This is a genomic window from Catellatospora coxensis, from assembly GCF_016862635.1.
Lineage (GTDB): Bacteria > Actinomycetota > Actinomycetes > Mycobacteriales > Micromonosporaceae > Catellatospora > Catellatospora coxensis.
This window is the reverse complement of the sequence record NZ_BONI01000022.1, coordinates 45,055-58,193: the sequence shown is the minus strand read 5'-3', so window position 1 is coordinate 58,193 and position 13,139 is coordinate 45,055. Positions and strand designations below refer to the sequence as shown.

Sequence of the window (13,139 nt, the reverse complement as noted above, 5' to 3'; positions counted from 1 at the left end):
TCAGATCTTTCCGACGCCCGCGCCCGCCGGGACGATCGCCGGCACGGAGGCCGGGTCGTCCACGGTGTACGGGTAGAAGGTCGCCGGGTCGGTGACGGTGCCGCGCACCTCGATGGGGTGGTTGCACTCGACGAGGATGTTGTTCCGCTCGACCATGCGGCCCAGCGGCCCGCTGAACTCGACCCGGCCCGGGTTGTTCACGCTGAAGAAGTAGTTGCCCTCCACGAACAGGCCGGACTCGTTGGTCGACGCGATGCCGTAGCTGTTGTCGAAGTAGTAGTTGTTGTAGACGTGCACCAGCGGCGAGAAGCGCACCCGCGGGTTGCGCTGGTCGGAGCGGTCGAAGAAGTTGTGGTGGTACGTGACCCGCAACCGGCCGGTGTCCTGCGCGTCGTTGGCGTCGTCGTGGCCGACCAGGGTCGTCTTGTCGTGGTCGTGGAACCTGTTCCAGGACACCGTGATCAGGTCGGAGCCGCGCTTGATGTCGAGCGCGCCGTCGCCGCCGTCGGACAGGTCGAGGTGGTCGATCCAGATGTGGTGCGAGAACATCTGGACGTTGATCAGGTCGTCGGACGCGCCGCTGATCGACAGGTTCCGGATGATGATGTTGTGCACGGCGTTCGCGGGCGGCGAGGTCACCGCGTCGCTGATCGGCAGGCCGATGTTCAGGCCGCCGCCGACCAGGCGTGCCGTCGAGCCGAGGCCGACGATCGTCTTGTCCGAGCTGACGTCGTGCATGCCGTCGGTGGTGCCGGTCGGCAGCGTGATCGTGCCCGACACCTGGATCGTGTACGGCCCGGTGCGCGCGATGTGGTCGAGGAACTCCTCGGTGGTGTCCACGGTGACGGTCGGCCCGCCCGCCCCTCCCGTGGTGGTGGCCTGGCCGTATCCGGCGACGGTGGCGAACCCGTCCGGCTGCCCCGGCCCCGGCGGGTTGGGCGGCGGCCCGCTCGGACTCGGGCTGGGACTCGCGCTGGGGCCGCTGCTCGGCCCCGGGCTCGCGCTCGGGCTGCCGGACGCGCTCGGGCTGGGTGACGGCCCGCCCGCGTCGGCGACGAGCACGTCGTCGAAGTTCGCGGCCGCGTTGTAGGTGGCCACGCCGACCTGCCCGGTGGCGAACTGGGCGTCCGTCGCCGACACCGCCGCCCCGCCGTTCACGCTGCCCCGCAGGCTGGTCCCGCTGACGGTGAGGCTCAGCGTGTACCAGGACCCGGTGGCGACGGTGACCCCCGCGCTGGCCAGGGTCGTGGACGAGCCGCCGGCCAGCTTCTTCAGCTCGACGGTGTTGTTCGTCCGCAGCGCCAGGTAGTAGTAGCTGGTGTTCGACTGCGCCCGGGCCAGCACCGCGGCGAACCGGTTCGCGCCGTTGACCGCGGTCAGCTTCACCCGCGCGGTGACCGTGTAGTTCGCCCAAGCCGCCGAACCGGACCGGGCGCGGGCGTCGGAACTCGTGCCCGCCTGCCGCAGCACGGGCGTGCCGTCGGCGACGACGGACCAGGTCCCGCCGGACGTCGTCCAGCCGGCCGAGTCGCCGTCGTTGAAGTCGTCTTGGAACAGGGTGGCCGCGTTGGCGGTGCCCGCGTGGAGCATCGCCGCCGCGACTGTGGCAGCCACCGCGGCGATGGCGAGCCGGGAACGTACCTTCATGCGCCTTCCTTCCGCGAGATCGGGACGTCAAGAGATCGAAACATCGATGCAACTCAACGTTTCCCGCGAGCATAGGAAAGCGCTTTCCCTCCCCGCAACCCCTCCCATGTGCAGGTTTGTTGCAACCCACCGCACCGCGGTGGGCCGCGCCGCGCCGCGTTGATCATGAACTTATGGGCAGGTTCGACGGCGTGTCACCGGCACAACTTCATGATCAACTCGGCGGGGGCGGCGGGTTGACCTCAAGCGCGGTGGAGGTGGTGGGATCTGGGCATGATGTTCGAGGGAATGCGGGTGGCGATCACCGGCGCGGGACGTGACACCGGACGGCTGCTCGCGGGCGAGTTCGCGGCCAGGGGAGCGCACGTCTACGCGTCCGCCCGGGACAGCGCGGCCGCAGCGGCAACCGCCGATCCGATCAACCGCGAGGGGCCCGGCAGCGCCGAGGCGTTCGGGTGCGACCTCGCCGATCCCGAGTCGGTACGCGGGTTCGCCGCAGCCCTCGCCGCGCGGACCGGCCATCTCGACGTGCTCGTCAACAACGGGGCCGCGTACGCGTCAGGCCCCGGCCTGGAGGACGCCGACGACGACGTCATCGTGTCGATGATCAGCGGCGCGGCGACCGGGACCACCCTGCTGGTCAAGCACCTGCTGCCGCTGCTGCGGGCGTCGGCCCGCCCCGACGTCGTCAACCTGGTCTCCGGCTGCGGCGAGCCGGGCCACCGCCGCTCGACCGCCCATCCCGCCTTCTACGCGGCGAAACACGCGCAGGCCGGGCTGGCCGGCATCCTGTCGCACCGGCTGCGCCCGGAAGGCATCCGGGTGATCTCGCTGTACCCGCCGGACTTCGTGCAGGACGGACCGCGTACCGCCGGCTCTATGCTCACCGCGCGCTCGGTGGCCGAATGCGTGCTGTTCGCGGTGGGCCAGCCCCGGGACTGCTTCATTCGCGAGTTCCGCTTCGAACAGGAACAGACGAGCCTGCGCCCGGTGCCCCTGGAGGGGGCGTCGTGACGGTCACCGGACGCGGCGGCCCGCGAGTTCGCGGCACGGCGGCAGGTGCGCCCGATGGGCGTCTGCCGCCGTGCTTCCGCCTCGGCCACGGCCGAGCGGTCCAGCCCGCGCGCCCGTGGCACCGGGCCCTCAACCGGTGAGCGACCAGCCGTCCAGCCGGGTCACCGTCAGGAGCGTCTCTTCGTTGAAGACGGCCGGGCCGGTGGCGGTGACCATCAGCGCGACGTTGTCCGGCCGGTAGTTCTCCGCCTGCCGCGTGCCGCCGTCGACGTCCTCCGCGAAGTAGCTCACCGAGCCGTCGCGCTCCTCGATACGCCGGCAGGACAGGCCTGCGCCGTTCTTGGCGCAGGCATCCTCCAGCGGAATCATCGCCCGCCGCACGATGACCGCCAACTGCACGCCGTCGAAATTCCATCGGGCCGCGTACCAGTGGCCGTCCGGCGCTGCACCCCATTCGCCCTGCTCGACGACGAACGACACCTCCGGCCCGACCCCGAGATCCGGCCCGAGCGATTGCAGCACCGTGGTGAGGTGGGCGGCCACCGCGGCCTGCTGCGGAGTCTCGGAGGCACGCAGTCGCGGCGTGCTCTGCACGGTGGGCACGACCAGTTCCGGGCCGATGCCGGGCGTTGGCAGGCCGGCCCGGCTGCCCAGCAGCGGCACTGCGGCGACCGCGACCGCCAGCACCAGCGCCGTGCCACCGCCGAACGACGCCCAGCGGACCACGTGGCGCCTGTGGCGTTCGCGCCGTGCCAGCGCGTCGAGGTCGATGTCCGGTGGTGGCGGATCGGCCACGGCTGCTTTCAGCATCTCCTGCAGGTTCATCGGGTCGCCTCCTCGGCGTCGTCGGGTGCCGGGACCAGGGCCGCGCGAAGCGTGTCCAGCGCCCGCGCGGTCTGGCTCTTGACCGTGCCCGTGCTGCAGCCCAGCACCTCGGCGGTGTCCTCGACGGAGAGGTCCTCGTAGAAGCGCAGCACGATCACCGCCCGGCGCCGGGCGGGCAGCGCGGCGAGGTGCCCCAGGATGGCGAGGCGCTCGTCCACCACCCGGTCGGCGGCGGTGACGGCCCGCACGGGCAGGACCGCGGTCGCCCACTCCCGCCGCCACGGCCGGCGGCGCTCGTCCAGCCAGGTGCGCAGCAACGTCTGGCGGGCGTACGAGTCGATGTTCTCCAGCTCGCGGATGCGCGGCCAGCGCCGCATCAGTTTCATGATCGCGGTCGACGTGACGTCGTCCGCGGCATGCCAGTCCCCGCACAGCAGGTACGCGGTCCGGCGCAGCTTGTCGAGCCGCCCGGTCACGTACTCGCGGAAGTCGGAGTCGTCCGGCATCGCCTCACCCCTCTCGGTCGCCGTCAAAACGGCGCCTTCGGCCGCGCAGGTTGCTCGGCAGCCCGCCCCCGTTGGGTGATCATGAAGTTGTGGACACGACACGCCGTCGAGCCGTGCCACAGGTTCATGATCAACCAGGAGGTTCGGCGCGGGGTGGGCGGTTTGCTGGTTGACTGTGGGTATGGATTTGCCGGTTAACCCCCCTGTGGAACCGATGCTGGCCAAGCCGGTGTCGAAGATCCCCGATGAGCCGGGTATGACGTTCGAGCCCAAGTGGGACGGATACCGCTGCATCGTCTTCCGGGACGGTGACGAGGTGGAGCTGGCCAGCCGGGGCGGAAAGACACTGACCCGATACTTTCCCGAGGTCGTGAACCTGGCGCTCAAGCAGTTCCCGGCGCGATCGGTGATCGACTGCGAGCTGGTCTGCATCCGCCGCGACGCCGACCGCATCCCCCGCCTCGACTTCGACATGCTCAACCAGCGCATCCACCCGGCGGCCTCCCGGGTGAACAAGCTGTCCGTGGAGACCCCCGCCGACGTCATCGCGTTCGACCTGCTGGCGCTGGACGACCGGTCGCTGATGGACCAGCCGTACGCCCAGCGCCGGGCACTGCTCGCGCAGGCCCTGGCCCACGTCGAGCCGCCCGTGCACCTGACCCCGGTCACCACCGACGCGGACACCGCCCGCGCGTGGTTCACCGAGTTCGAAGGCGCGGGACTCGACGGGCTCATCGCCAAACCGGCCGGCATGCCCTACTCCCCCGGCAAGCGGCTGATGTTCAAGATCAAACATGCGCGTACGGCGGACGTCGTGGTCGCCGGCTTCCGGTACCACACCTCCGGGCCGGTGGTCGGCTCGCTGCTGCTCGGCCTGTACGACGAGCACGGCGTCCTGCACCACGTCGGCGCGAGTTCGGCGTTCACCGCGGCACGCCGGGCCGAACTGCTGGACGAGCTGGCGCCCTACCGCAACCCCGGCGAGCACACGTGGGGGTCGGCGACGGAGGGTCAGCGGGTGCCGGGTGCGCCAAGCCGATGGAGTGGGGGGAAGGACCTTGGCTTCGAACCGCTGCGCCCCGAACTCGTGGTCGAGGTCGGCTACGACGCGATGGAGGGCGACCGCTTCCGGCATACCGCCCAGTTCAAGCGCTGGCGGCCGGACCGCGACCCCCGGTCCTGCACCTATGACCAGCTCGACCGTCCTATCAGCCTCAACGTCGACGAGGTACTGCGTACCCCGTAGGCTCGGGCGGATCCGTTCCGGGGGGAGTGAACACGCTCGTGCGACTCAGGCTCAATAAGAGGGTGGCGGGTGCGGCTGTCGCGCTGCTGACATCGGCACTGACCACCAGCGGTTGCATACTGCCGCTGCCCGACTTCGGCGGCCGCCCGGAGGCCGCCGCCGTCAGCCCCGAGCCGGGCTGGCGGCTGTGCCCGGAGATCGCCGCGGACCTGCTGGGCAAGGCCCCGTCCGGGTACACCTTCGAATGCAAGACGGTGAAGGTGCCGCAGGACTGGAACAAGCCCGACGACGGTCAGACCTTCGACATCGAGGTCATGCGGGCCCGGGCCACCGACCAGCGCGACCGCATCGGCGCGCTCATGGTCAACCCCGGCGGGCCCGGCGCGTCCGGTGTGGACCTCGCGGCCTACCTGACCCTGGGCCTGCCCGCGGAGATCACCCGGCGCTTCGACATCGTCGGCTTCGACCCGCGCGGCGTCGGCCGGTCCACCCCGGTCGACTGCTACACCGACGCCGACCTGGACGCGACCTTCGCCAGCGAGCCCGACCCGGTGACGCCCGAGGAGTTCGCCGATGCGCTGGCGCTGACCAAACGCATGGCCGACGGCTGCAAGGCCAAGTACGGCGACCGGCTGGGCCTGTTCGCCACCGTGCAGGCGGCCCGGGACATGGAGGCCATCCGCCTGTCGCTGGGCGAGGGCAAGATGAACTACCTCGGCTACTCCTACGGCACCCTGCTCGGCGCGGTGTACGCGCAGCTGTACCCGAAGAACATCCGGGCCATGGTGCTCGACGGCGCGGTCGACCCGCTGCAGACCTCGATCGAGTCGTCGGAGAGCCAGGCGATGGGCTTCGAGCGCGCGTTCGACAACTTCGCCGCCTGGTGCGCGAAGAACAAGAACCAGTGCCCGATCGACGGCGACGCCCGCGCGGTCGTGGACAAGCTGATGCAGGAGGCCCAGACCAACCCGGTCGGCAACCCCGACGGCCGCAAGGCCACCGCCGGCTGGATCTTCTGGGGCGTGGTGTCGTCGCTGTACACCCAGGCCCGCTGGCCCGACCTGGGCCAGGCCCTGGCCGACCTGCAGGACGGCAAGTCCGAGGCGATCTTCGCGCTGGCCGACTCGTACGCCGACCGCGACGCCAACGGCGAGTACACCAACCTGTTCGACGCCAACGCCGCGGTCAACTGCGCCGACGACGGCAAACCGGCCAGCGTGGAGGAGATCCGGCGGCTGCAGTCGGAGTGGCGGCAGAAGTATCCGCTGTTCGGCGCGCCGCTGGCGGTGGGCATGCTGACCTGCTCGGTCTGGCCCGCCAAGCGCGACCCGTATCCGACCGGCAAGGCCGAAGGGGCGCCGCCGATCCTGGTGGTGGGCACCAAGGGCGACCCGGCCACGCCGTACGAGCAGACCCAGAAGCTCGCCGACATGCTCGGCGTGGGCGTCGTGCTCACCTGGGACGGCGAGGGCCACACCGCCTACCCGGAGACGCGCTGCATCAACAAGCACGTCAACGACTTCCTGATCAACCTGGTGGTGCCGCCGCCGGGCACGGTGTGCCCACCGCAGTGAGCCCGTAGCAGCATGCCGAGGCCCCGCCACGAGTCGACGGCGGGGCCTCGGCGGCCGGTCAGCCCCGCAGGTCGGCCAGGTCCTGATCGGTGAGTTCGAGGCGGTCCGCCGCGAGGTTCTCCGCCAGGTGATCGAGTGAGCCGGTGCCCGGAATCGCCAGCACCGACGGCGAGGCGGCCAGCAGCGCCGCGATCCCCACCTGCGCCGTGGTCGCGCCCAACCGGGCCGCGACGGCGTCCAGCCGGTCCGCGTCGAGCGGGCGGGCCCCGCCGCCGAGCGGGAAGTACGGCACGTACGCGATGCCTGCCTGCTCGCACTCGGACAGCAGCCCCGGTTCACCGGTGTGCCGGTTCTGCACCGCCGCGACCGGTGCGATGGCCCGCGCCTCCGCGAGCTGCACGGCGTCGACGTTGCTGACCCCCAGGTGCCGGATCAGCCCTTCCGCGCGCAGCCCGGCCAGAACCGCGAATCGCTCGGCGATCGACTCGCCACCCGGCCCGGTCATCCCGCCGACCCGCAGGTAGACCAGGTCGAGCCGGTCCAGCCCGAGTGCGCGCAGGTCCGCCTCGACGAGCCCGCGCAGCTGCTCGGGCGTCGCCTGCTCACTCGGCGCGCCGGTCGGCCCTGGCAGCGGGCCGACCTTCGTCGCGATCACCAGGTCGGCGCGGTACGGGGTCAGCGCGGTGCGGATCAGCTCGTTGGCCCGCACGTCGCCCCGGCCGTAGAAACCGGCCGTGTCGATGTGGTTCACCCCCAGCTCCACGGCCCGCCGGAGCACCGCGATGCCGCTCTCCGCAGGTCTGGGCGGGCCGTCGAAGGTGCCCATCGCCAGGCGCATCGCGCCGAAGCCGAGCCGTCGGACCGGCAGGTCCCCGCCGAGGGAGAAGTTCTTGATCGTCATGATGGCCATGGTGGCCGACGCCCCGGCCCTCGGCAGGCTCCTGGCCACTTGCTGCCACACTGGCAGGATGCGCAGCGAACAGGTGGTCTCGGTCCAGGGGGACGCGGAGCTGATCGCGCGGGCCGGTCACCTGTTCGAATCCGCCCGGACCGAGTTCGTGTGCGCCGCCCGGGACCTGCGGACCTGGTCGCAGCCGGAGGCCATGGCCGCCATCCGCAACCGTGTGCGCACCGCGGCCGCGGCCGACTTCACCTGCCGCAAACTGCTCAGCCCGCTCGCGCTCGCCGACGAGCAGGCCCGGGCGCACCTGCGCGAGGTCCAGCGCCACGGCACCCTCGTCCGGATCAGCCGCTCGCCGCTGCCGCACGAGACCATCGTCATCGACCAGCGGGTGATGATCCTGGCCGGCCGGGAAACCCCGGGCGGCCGCGAGTTCACCGTGACGACCGCGCCGACCCTCGTCGACGGCGTCCACTCGCTCTTCCGGGCCGTCTGGGACAGCGCCGTCGAGCTCGACGACTACCTGCGCGGCGACGTCGGCCGGATCGACGCCGACAGCCGGATGGTCCTCGAAGCCCTCGGCTCAGGGCTGACCGACGAGACGGCGGCCCGGCGGCTCGGCATCTCGCTGCGCACCTACCGCCGACGCGTGGCCGACCTGATGATCAAACTGGAGGCCGACTCCCGGTTCCAGGCCGGCAAGCGCGCAGCCGAGCTGGGCCTGCCCGCCTGAGCCCGCGCCGCGGTGCCCATGATCGTCGGACTTGCCTGGCACGCGTGCGAATCTTGAACGCGTTTTCGCCCACGTGCCTGGCAAGTCGAGTGATCATGGGCATCGCGGCGCGTCGCGCTCGCGGTCAGCCGGCGGCCTGGTCGCCGGGGTCCTTCGCCCGGCTGGGCTGCACCCGCATCGGCTCGCCCGGCATCTTCGGGTAGTCCGGCGGGTACGGCATCTCGCCGAGCTTGCGGTCGCGCTCGTCGCGGTCCCACCACTCCAGCAGCGTGCCGAGGTCGTGCCGCACCTCGTCCATGCCCGCGTACAGGTCGCCGACCTCGGCTAGCCGGGCCGGCACGGTGCGCAGGTCGAAGTCGTTCGGCTCGATCTCGCCCAGCTCGTCCCAGGTCACCGGCGTGCTCACGGTCGCCCGGGGGTTGGCGCGCAGCGAGTACGGCGCGGCGATGGTGCGGTCGCGGGCCATCTGGTTGTAGTCGATGAACACCTGCTCGCCGCGCTCCTCCTTCCACCACGCCGTGGTGATCAGCTTCGGGTCGCGCCGCTCCAGCTCGCGGGCGAACGCGATCGCCGCCCGGCGCGCCTCGACGAACGACCAGTCCGGCTTGATCCGCACGTAGATGTGGATGCCCCGGCCGCCGGAGGTCTTCGGGTGGCCGACCAGGCCCGCGTCGTCGAGCACCGTACGGGCCAGCCCGGCGACCTTCACCGCGTCGGCGAAGTCGGTGCCGGGCTGCGGGTCGAGGTCGATGCGCAGCTCGTCGGGATTCTCGGTGGCGGGGGCGCGCACCGGCCAGGGGTGGTACACGATGGTGCCCATCTGCGCGGCCCAGAGCAGGGCGGCGGGCTCCTTCGGGCACAGCTCGTCGGCCTTGCGCCCGCTCGGGAACTTGATCTCCGCGGTGGTGATCCAGTCGGGCACGCCGCGGGTCGGCACGCGCTTCTGGAAGAACATCTCCCCGTCGAGCCCGTCGGGGAAGCGCTGCAGCATGGTGGGCCGGTCGCGCATGTACCGCAGCATGGGCTCGGACACGGCGAGGTAGTACTCGAAGACGTCCCGCTTCGTGAAACCGCGGTCCGGGAAATAGATCTTGTCCGGGCTGCTGAGTCTTACGGAACGGTTACCGACCTCGTACTCGAGCGCTGGGGCCTTGGGCATGGCCCGACGCTACCGCGTACGGTCGAGGCATGGAGCAGAACGTGAGCCGGCTGAGCGAGGACGAGTGGCGCGTGCGCCTCAACCCCGAGGAGTTCCGGGTGCTTCGCCAGGCGGGCACCGAGGCCCCGTGGAGCGGCGAGTACGTGGAGACCAAGACCCCGGGCACCTACCGCTGCCGGGCCTGCAAAGCGGCGCTGTTCGACAGCGTGACCAAGTTCGACAGCCACTGCGGATGGCCGTCGTTCGACGAGGCCATCCCGGGGACCATCCGCTACATCGAGGACCGGTCGCTGGGCATGGTGCGCGTGGAGGTGCGCTGCGCCAACTGCGACTCGCACCTGGGCCACCGGTTCGACGGTGAGGGCTTCACCGCCAAGGACGCCCGCTACTGCATCAACAGCATCTGCCTCGACCTGGAGGCGAAGCCGAGCTAGTCCGTCGAGACCGACGTGCCCACTTCCCGGACAGGGGAAGTGGGCACGTCGGTTTACCGGGTGCGGTAGACGGTCGATCGACGCTGCACGTTGGCCACCTCCACCACCACGCGCTCGTCGTGGATGGCGTAGATGACCCGATACTCACCCCGCCTCGCGGAGTGGAGTCCGGTCAGCTCTGCGATCAGCGGCTTGCCGACATGGTGCGGATTCTCCGCGAGTGGGCCGGCGCAGAACTCGAGCACGGCCCAGGCGATCCGCTCAGGCAGCTTGGCGATGTCTCGCCGCGCCGCGGCGGTGAACTCGACCTGATACGTCACTCCCCGGTCCCCGACCGTGAACTGCGTGCTTCGAGATCACGGCGGATGTCGTCGATGCTGAACCGTTCCGAATCCGCGAGTGCGTCTCTGATCTCCTCGACGATGCCGGGTTCGGAGAGGATCTCCAGCGTCTCCTGCAAGGATTCAAGATCATCATAGGAGATGAGCACGGCGGCAGGTCGCCCGTTCTTCGTGATCACGACCCGCTCGTGGGTCGTCTCGACGGAGTTGACCAGCGGCGACAGCCGGTCTCGTACATCAGCGAGCGGCAACGTGGTCGTCATGTACAGAATTATGGCGCTCTCGTTCGCGACGTTGCAACCAGTTCCGAGTCGGGGCAACCGGTCCCCCGGTCCAGCCGGTAGAGGTTCCTGACGACGGCGACGGGAGCGGGGATGGCCGAGACGGCGGAATTCGACGAGTTCGTGACGGCGCGGTCGCGGCAGCTGCTGCGCGTCGCGCACCTGCTCACCGGGGACCACGGGCTGGCCGAGGACCTGCTGCAGACCGCGCTGGCCCGGTCCTGGTCGGCGTGGCGGCGGCTGGACGGCAACCCGGAGCCGTACGTGCGGCAGGTGCTGCTGAACACGTACAACTCCTGGTGGCGGCGGCGCTGGAACGGCGAGCGCCCCACCGACCTGCTGCCCGAGCGCGCCGGGTCCGCCCCGCAGGCGGCCGTGGACGAGCGCGACCAGGTGTGGCGGGCGCTGTCGCGGCTGTCCCGCCAGCAGCGCACGGTGCTGGTGCTGCGCTACTTCGAGGATCTCAGCGAGGCCGACATCGCGCAGCTCCTGCACATCTCCCCGGGCGCGGTGAAGAGCCACGCGTCGAAGGGCCTGGCCCGGCTGCGCCTGGACCCCAGCCTGCGGGAACTGCCGCGCCCCGAGGCCGAGGACGCCCCGGCCGGCAACGAGCGCGTGGCCGCCGTGCACAGCAGGATCGCGCAGCGCCGTCGCAACCGGATCGCGGCGGTCGCCGCGGCGTGCGTCGTGGTCCTGGCGGCCATCGCCGGGTACGCCGTCGCGCCGCACCTGCGCCGCCACTCCCTGCCCGACCCCGCCACCTCGCAGCAGCCGGGGCCGCGCTTCCTCGACGGCCGCCGGGTGCTCGCCGCGACGGCGGGCGGGCTGACCCGGGACGAGAGCGTGACCGTGACCTGGACTCCGGAGTCCGGCCAGGACCTGGACATCTTCGTCGAGTGCTTCCACGACTTGCCGACCTCCTCGGTGAGCGTCTCGGTGATCGTGAACGGCGAGCACTACCGTTCCGCCTCGTGCGACGACGCCCGGCGGGAGGATCTGCGGGTGGAGTGGTTCGACCTGCGTACCGTGGCCGGCCGCCCGGCGGTCGTGTCGACCAGGGTCAGCGGCGTATGCCTGAACCGCCAGACCAGGCGTGGCGAGATGGTCCAGCAGGACTGCGCGCGTGCCCCCATGCCGACCTCGGGCACGCTGCTGGTCGGCATCGGCGTACCCGTGCCCTTCGACGGCTATCCGCTGCCCGCCGCGCCGCCCGAGCCGCGCGCCCTGGAGCCGTTCTACGAGCAGCGGTCCAACACCGTGCTGCTCCACCCCGATGCCGCGAGTGTCGAGCTGGTGTGGCTCGGGCCGCTCGCGGTGCACGCCCGGGCTCAGACCCCGGGACGGCTGCACATTCACGTCGACGGCAGGCCCGTGGGCACGCTGGACTTCTGGGACTACGAACAGGACGACGCGAGCCTGCATCACCCGGCGTACGGGGAGCCGGACCTCGGCATCGCGCGCGGCACCAAGGTCACCGTCACCGTCGTGCCGGACCGTCTGGCCGGGGACTGGTTCGCCGAGGTGCAGTCGGTCGGGCCGCCCCTGTGACCATCGGGTGTGTCAGGTAGTTCCATCGCGGCTGGCCCCCGGATGCGTTGCGTGCCACCATCATCGGGACTTCCGGGAGGGACGCGATGGCGGACGGCACGGCGCAGCAGATCTGGTGGCAGCGGCTCACCTCACCCGGCGGCGCACAGCTGCCGATGAGCGTGCAGGAGCGCCTGCTGTGGTACTCGAAGCAGGTGAGCCGCCAGCGGATCACGAACTACACCCTGGAGGGGGTGACCGTCGTGGTGGCCGCGAGCATCCCCGCCGCGGCCGCGCTCGGCGCGTCGACCGCGCTGACCGCGGTGCTCGGTGCGGCGGTCGCCGTGCTGGCGGGGCTGCGGCAGTTGATCCGGCCGGGCGAGAGCTGGGTCCGGGCCAGCGCGACGCTGGTCGCGATGCAGCGTGAGGCCGTGGTGTGGAGCGCGGGCGCGGTCCCCTACGACGGCGAGCGCGCAGAGACGCTGCTCGTCGAGAACGTCGAGAGCCTGGTCGCCGCGGAGACGTCGCAGTGGGCCGAGCAGCGCACGGTGCGCCGCTCGGAGCCGGAGCAGCAGCCGGTCAGCTGACGTACCAGTCGAACAGCTCCCAGCCGGGCGGGGTGGCCATCACCAGCAGCATCAGGGCGGCCGCCACCCCGGCGACGGCGAGCAGCCGACGGGTGAACACGTCGGCCTGCACCTGCGGTGAGCGCCACGCGCGCCACGCGAACAGCAGGATGACCGCGGCGGGCACGAACCCGAACATGGTCACCAAGACCGCCGGCCAGGACCAGCCAGGCGGGGACTGCTCGGGGAAGTACGCCGCGTCGGTGACGAGGTAGGCGACGGCGCCGTAGAGGTAGGCCAGCACCAGGGCCAGCAGTGCGGCGCTGAGCATCCCGGCGGTGCCGCGGCTGATCGACGTCTCTCGCATCGGCGCACGGTAACGCGA

15 protein-coding genes are annotated in these 13,139 nt (G+C 71.2%); 7 read left to right on the top strand and 8 right to left on the bottom strand.

Annotation, left to right across the window (positions count from 1 at the left end; all coding sequences use genetic code 11):
* The gene (locus Cco03nite_RS15150) at positions 1-1,647 is read right to left on the bottom strand and encodes a pectate lyase family protein (protein ID WP_203692718.1); all 1,647 of its coding nucleotides are present in this window, start codon (positions 1,645-1,647) and stop codon (positions 1-3) included.
* A gap of 273 nt (positions 1,648-1,920) precedes the next feature.
* Here Cco03nite_RS15150 and Cco03nite_RS15145 point away from each other — a divergent pair, with 273 nt between their 5' ends.
* The gene (locus tag Cco03nite_RS15145) at positions 1,921-2,661 is read left to right on the top strand and encodes an SDR family oxidoreductase (protein WP_203692717.1); all 741 of its coding nucleotides are present in this window, start codon (positions 1,921-1,923) and stop codon (positions 2,659-2,661) included.
* Positions 2,662-2,790: 129 nt separating this feature from the next.
* Here Cco03nite_RS15145 and Cco03nite_RS15140 read toward each other — a convergent pair whose 3' ends face one another.
* Positions 2,791-3,486, bottom strand: a complete 696-nt coding sequence (locus tag Cco03nite_RS15140) for a hypothetical protein (protein WP_203692716.1) — start codon at positions 3,484-3,486, stop codon at positions 2,791-2,793.
* Positions 3,483-3,992: a SigE family RNA polymerase sigma factor gene (locus Cco03nite_RS15135; protein WP_203692715.1), complete on the bottom strand. Its 510-nt coding sequence runs from the start codon at positions 3,990-3,992 to the stop codon at positions 3,483-3,485. Before Cco03nite_RS15135 ends, Cco03nite_RS15140 begins: the two co-directional genes overlap by 4 nt.
* 181 nt (positions 3,993-4,173) lie before the next feature.
* On the opposite strand from Cco03nite_RS15135, the gene Cco03nite_RS15130 reads away from it, so the two are divergent.
* Complete coding sequence (locus Cco03nite_RS15130; protein WP_203692714.1) at positions 4,174-5,238, top strand: ATP-dependent DNA ligase; 1,065 nt, start codon at positions 4,174-4,176, stop codon at positions 5,236-5,238.
* 62 nt (positions 5,239-5,300) lie between these two features.
* On the top strand, positions 5,301-6,812 hold the full coding sequence (locus Cco03nite_RS15125) for an alpha/beta hydrolase (protein WP_203692713.1): 1,512 nt from the start codon (positions 5,301-5,303) through the stop codon (positions 6,810-6,812).
* 58 nt (positions 6,813-6,870) lie between these two features.
* On the opposite strand, the gene Cco03nite_RS15120 is transcribed toward Cco03nite_RS15125, so the two are convergent.
* Entirely contained in the window at positions 6,871-7,713 is an 843-nt protein-coding gene (locus Cco03nite_RS15120; RefSeq protein WP_203692712.1) for an oxidoreductase, read from the bottom strand.
* 67 nt (positions 7,714-7,780) lie between these two features.
* On the opposite strand from Cco03nite_RS15120, the gene Cco03nite_RS15115 reads away from it, so the two are divergent.
* The gene (locus Cco03nite_RS15115) at positions 7,781-8,446 is read left to right on the top strand and encodes a helix-turn-helix domain-containing protein (RefSeq protein WP_203692711.1); all 666 of its coding nucleotides are present in this window, start codon (positions 7,781-7,783) and stop codon (positions 8,444-8,446) included.
* Between the two features lie 124 nt (positions 8,447-8,570).
* Here Cco03nite_RS15115 and ligD read toward each other — a convergent pair whose 3' ends face one another.
* On the bottom strand, positions 8,571-9,605 hold the full coding sequence (gene ligD / locus Cco03nite_RS15110; protein ID WP_203692710.1) for a non-homologous end-joining DNA ligase: 1,035 nt from the start codon (positions 9,603-9,605) through the stop codon (positions 8,571-8,573).
* A 29-nt stretch (positions 9,606-9,634) separates the two neighbouring features.
* Here ligD and msrB point away from each other — a divergent pair, with 29 nt between their 5' ends.
* Positions 9,635-10,039 carry a peptide-methionine (R)-S-oxide reductase MsrB gene (msrB, locus tag Cco03nite_RS15105; protein WP_203692709.1) on the top strand — a complete coding sequence of 135 codons (405 nt, stop codon included), beginning with the start codon at positions 9,635-9,637 and terminating at the stop codon, positions 10,037-10,039.
* Between the two features lie 53 nt (positions 10,040-10,092).
* Here msrB and Cco03nite_RS15100 read toward each other — a convergent pair whose 3' ends face one another.
* A complete protein-coding gene (locus Cco03nite_RS15100) occupies positions 10,093-10,359 on the bottom strand; it encodes a type II toxin-antitoxin system RelE family toxin (protein ID WP_203692708.1) in 267 nt (88 codons plus the stop codon).
* Positions 10,356-10,643, bottom strand: a complete 288-nt coding sequence (locus Cco03nite_RS15095; RefSeq protein WP_203692707.1) for a type II toxin-antitoxin system Phd/YefM family antitoxin — start codon at positions 10,641-10,643, stop codon at positions 10,356-10,358. The genes Cco03nite_RS15100 and Cco03nite_RS15095 overlap by 4 nt, the downstream gene beginning before the upstream one ends.
* Before the next feature lie 111 nt (positions 10,644-10,754).
* Between Cco03nite_RS15095 and Cco03nite_RS15090 the strand changes: the two genes are divergently transcribed.
* Both Cco03nite_RS15090 and Cco03nite_RS15085 read left to right on the top strand, forming a co-directional pair.
* Entirely contained in the window at positions 10,755-12,209 is a 1,455-nt protein-coding gene (locus Cco03nite_RS15090) for a SigE family RNA polymerase sigma factor (RefSeq protein WP_203692706.1), read from the top strand.
* A gap of 86 nt (positions 12,210-12,295) precedes the next feature.
* Positions 12,296-12,775: a DUF4231 domain-containing protein gene (locus tag Cco03nite_RS15085; RefSeq protein WP_203692705.1), complete on the top strand. Its 480-nt coding sequence runs from the start codon at positions 12,296-12,298 to the stop codon at positions 12,773-12,775.
* Here the strand turns inward: Cco03nite_RS15085 and Cco03nite_RS15080 are convergent.
* The gene (locus tag Cco03nite_RS15080) at positions 12,768-13,121 is read right to left on the bottom strand and encodes a hypothetical protein (RefSeq protein ID WP_203692704.1); all 354 of its coding nucleotides are present in this window, start codon (positions 13,119-13,121) and stop codon (positions 12,768-12,770) included. The genes Cco03nite_RS15085 and Cco03nite_RS15080 overlap by 8 nt on opposite strands.
* Positions 13,122-13,139 lie beyond the last annotated feature (18 nt).

What these genes read in the sequence shown, in the direction of transcription:
- Cco03nite_RS15095 (WP_203692707.1), bottom strand. Translation starts at nt 10,643, where the DNA reads ATGACGACCACGTTGCCGCTCGCTGATGTACGAGACCGGCTGTCGCCG.
- Cco03nite_RS15120 (WP_203692712.1), bottom strand. Translation starts at nt 7,713, where the DNA reads ATGACGATCAAGAACTTCTCCCTCGGCGGGGACCTGCCGGTCCGACGG.
- Cco03nite_RS15115 (WP_203692711.1), top strand. Translation starts at nt 7,781, where the DNA reads ATGCGCAGCGAACAGGTGGTCTCGGTCCAGGGGGACGCGGAGCTGATC.
- Cco03nite_RS15080 (WP_203692704.1), bottom strand. Translation starts at nt 13,121, where the DNA reads ATGCGAGAGACGTCGATCAGCCGCGGCACCGCCGGGATGCTCAGCGCC.
- ligD (WP_203692710.1), bottom strand. Translation starts at nt 9,605, where the DNA reads ATGCCCAAGGCCCCAGCGCTCGAGTACGAGGTCGGTAACCGTTCCGTA.
- Cco03nite_RS15135 (WP_203692715.1), bottom strand. Translation starts at nt 3,992, where the DNA reads ATGCCGGACGACTCCGACTTCCGCGAGTACGTGACCGGGCGGCTCGAC.
- Cco03nite_RS15145 (WP_203692717.1), top strand. Translation starts at nt 1,921, where the DNA reads ATGATGTTCGAGGGAATGCGGGTGGCGATCACCGGCGCGGGACGTGAC.
- Cco03nite_RS15150 (WP_203692718.1), bottom strand. Translation starts at nt 1,647, where the DNA reads ATGAAGGTACGTTCCCGGCTCGCCATCGCCGCGGTGGCTGCCACAGTC.
- Cco03nite_RS15140 (WP_203692716.1), bottom strand. Translation starts at nt 3,486, where the DNA reads ATGAACCTGCAGGAGATGCTGAAAGCAGCCGTGGCCGATCCGCCACCA.
- Cco03nite_RS15130 (WP_203692714.1), top strand. Translation starts at nt 4,174, where the DNA reads ATGGATTTGCCGGTTAACCCCCCTGTGGAACCGATGCTGGCCAAGCCG.
- Cco03nite_RS15090 (WP_203692706.1), top strand. Translation starts at nt 10,755, where the DNA reads ATGGCCGAGACGGCGGAATTCGACGAGTTCGTGACGGCGCGGTCGCGG.
- Cco03nite_RS15085 (WP_203692705.1), top strand. Translation starts at nt 12,296, where the DNA reads ATGGCGGACGGCACGGCGCAGCAGATCTGGTGGCAGCGGCTCACCTCA.
- msrB (WP_203692709.1), top strand. Translation starts at nt 9,635, where the DNA reads ATGGAGCAGAACGTGAGCCGGCTGAGCGAGGACGAGTGGCGCGTGCGC.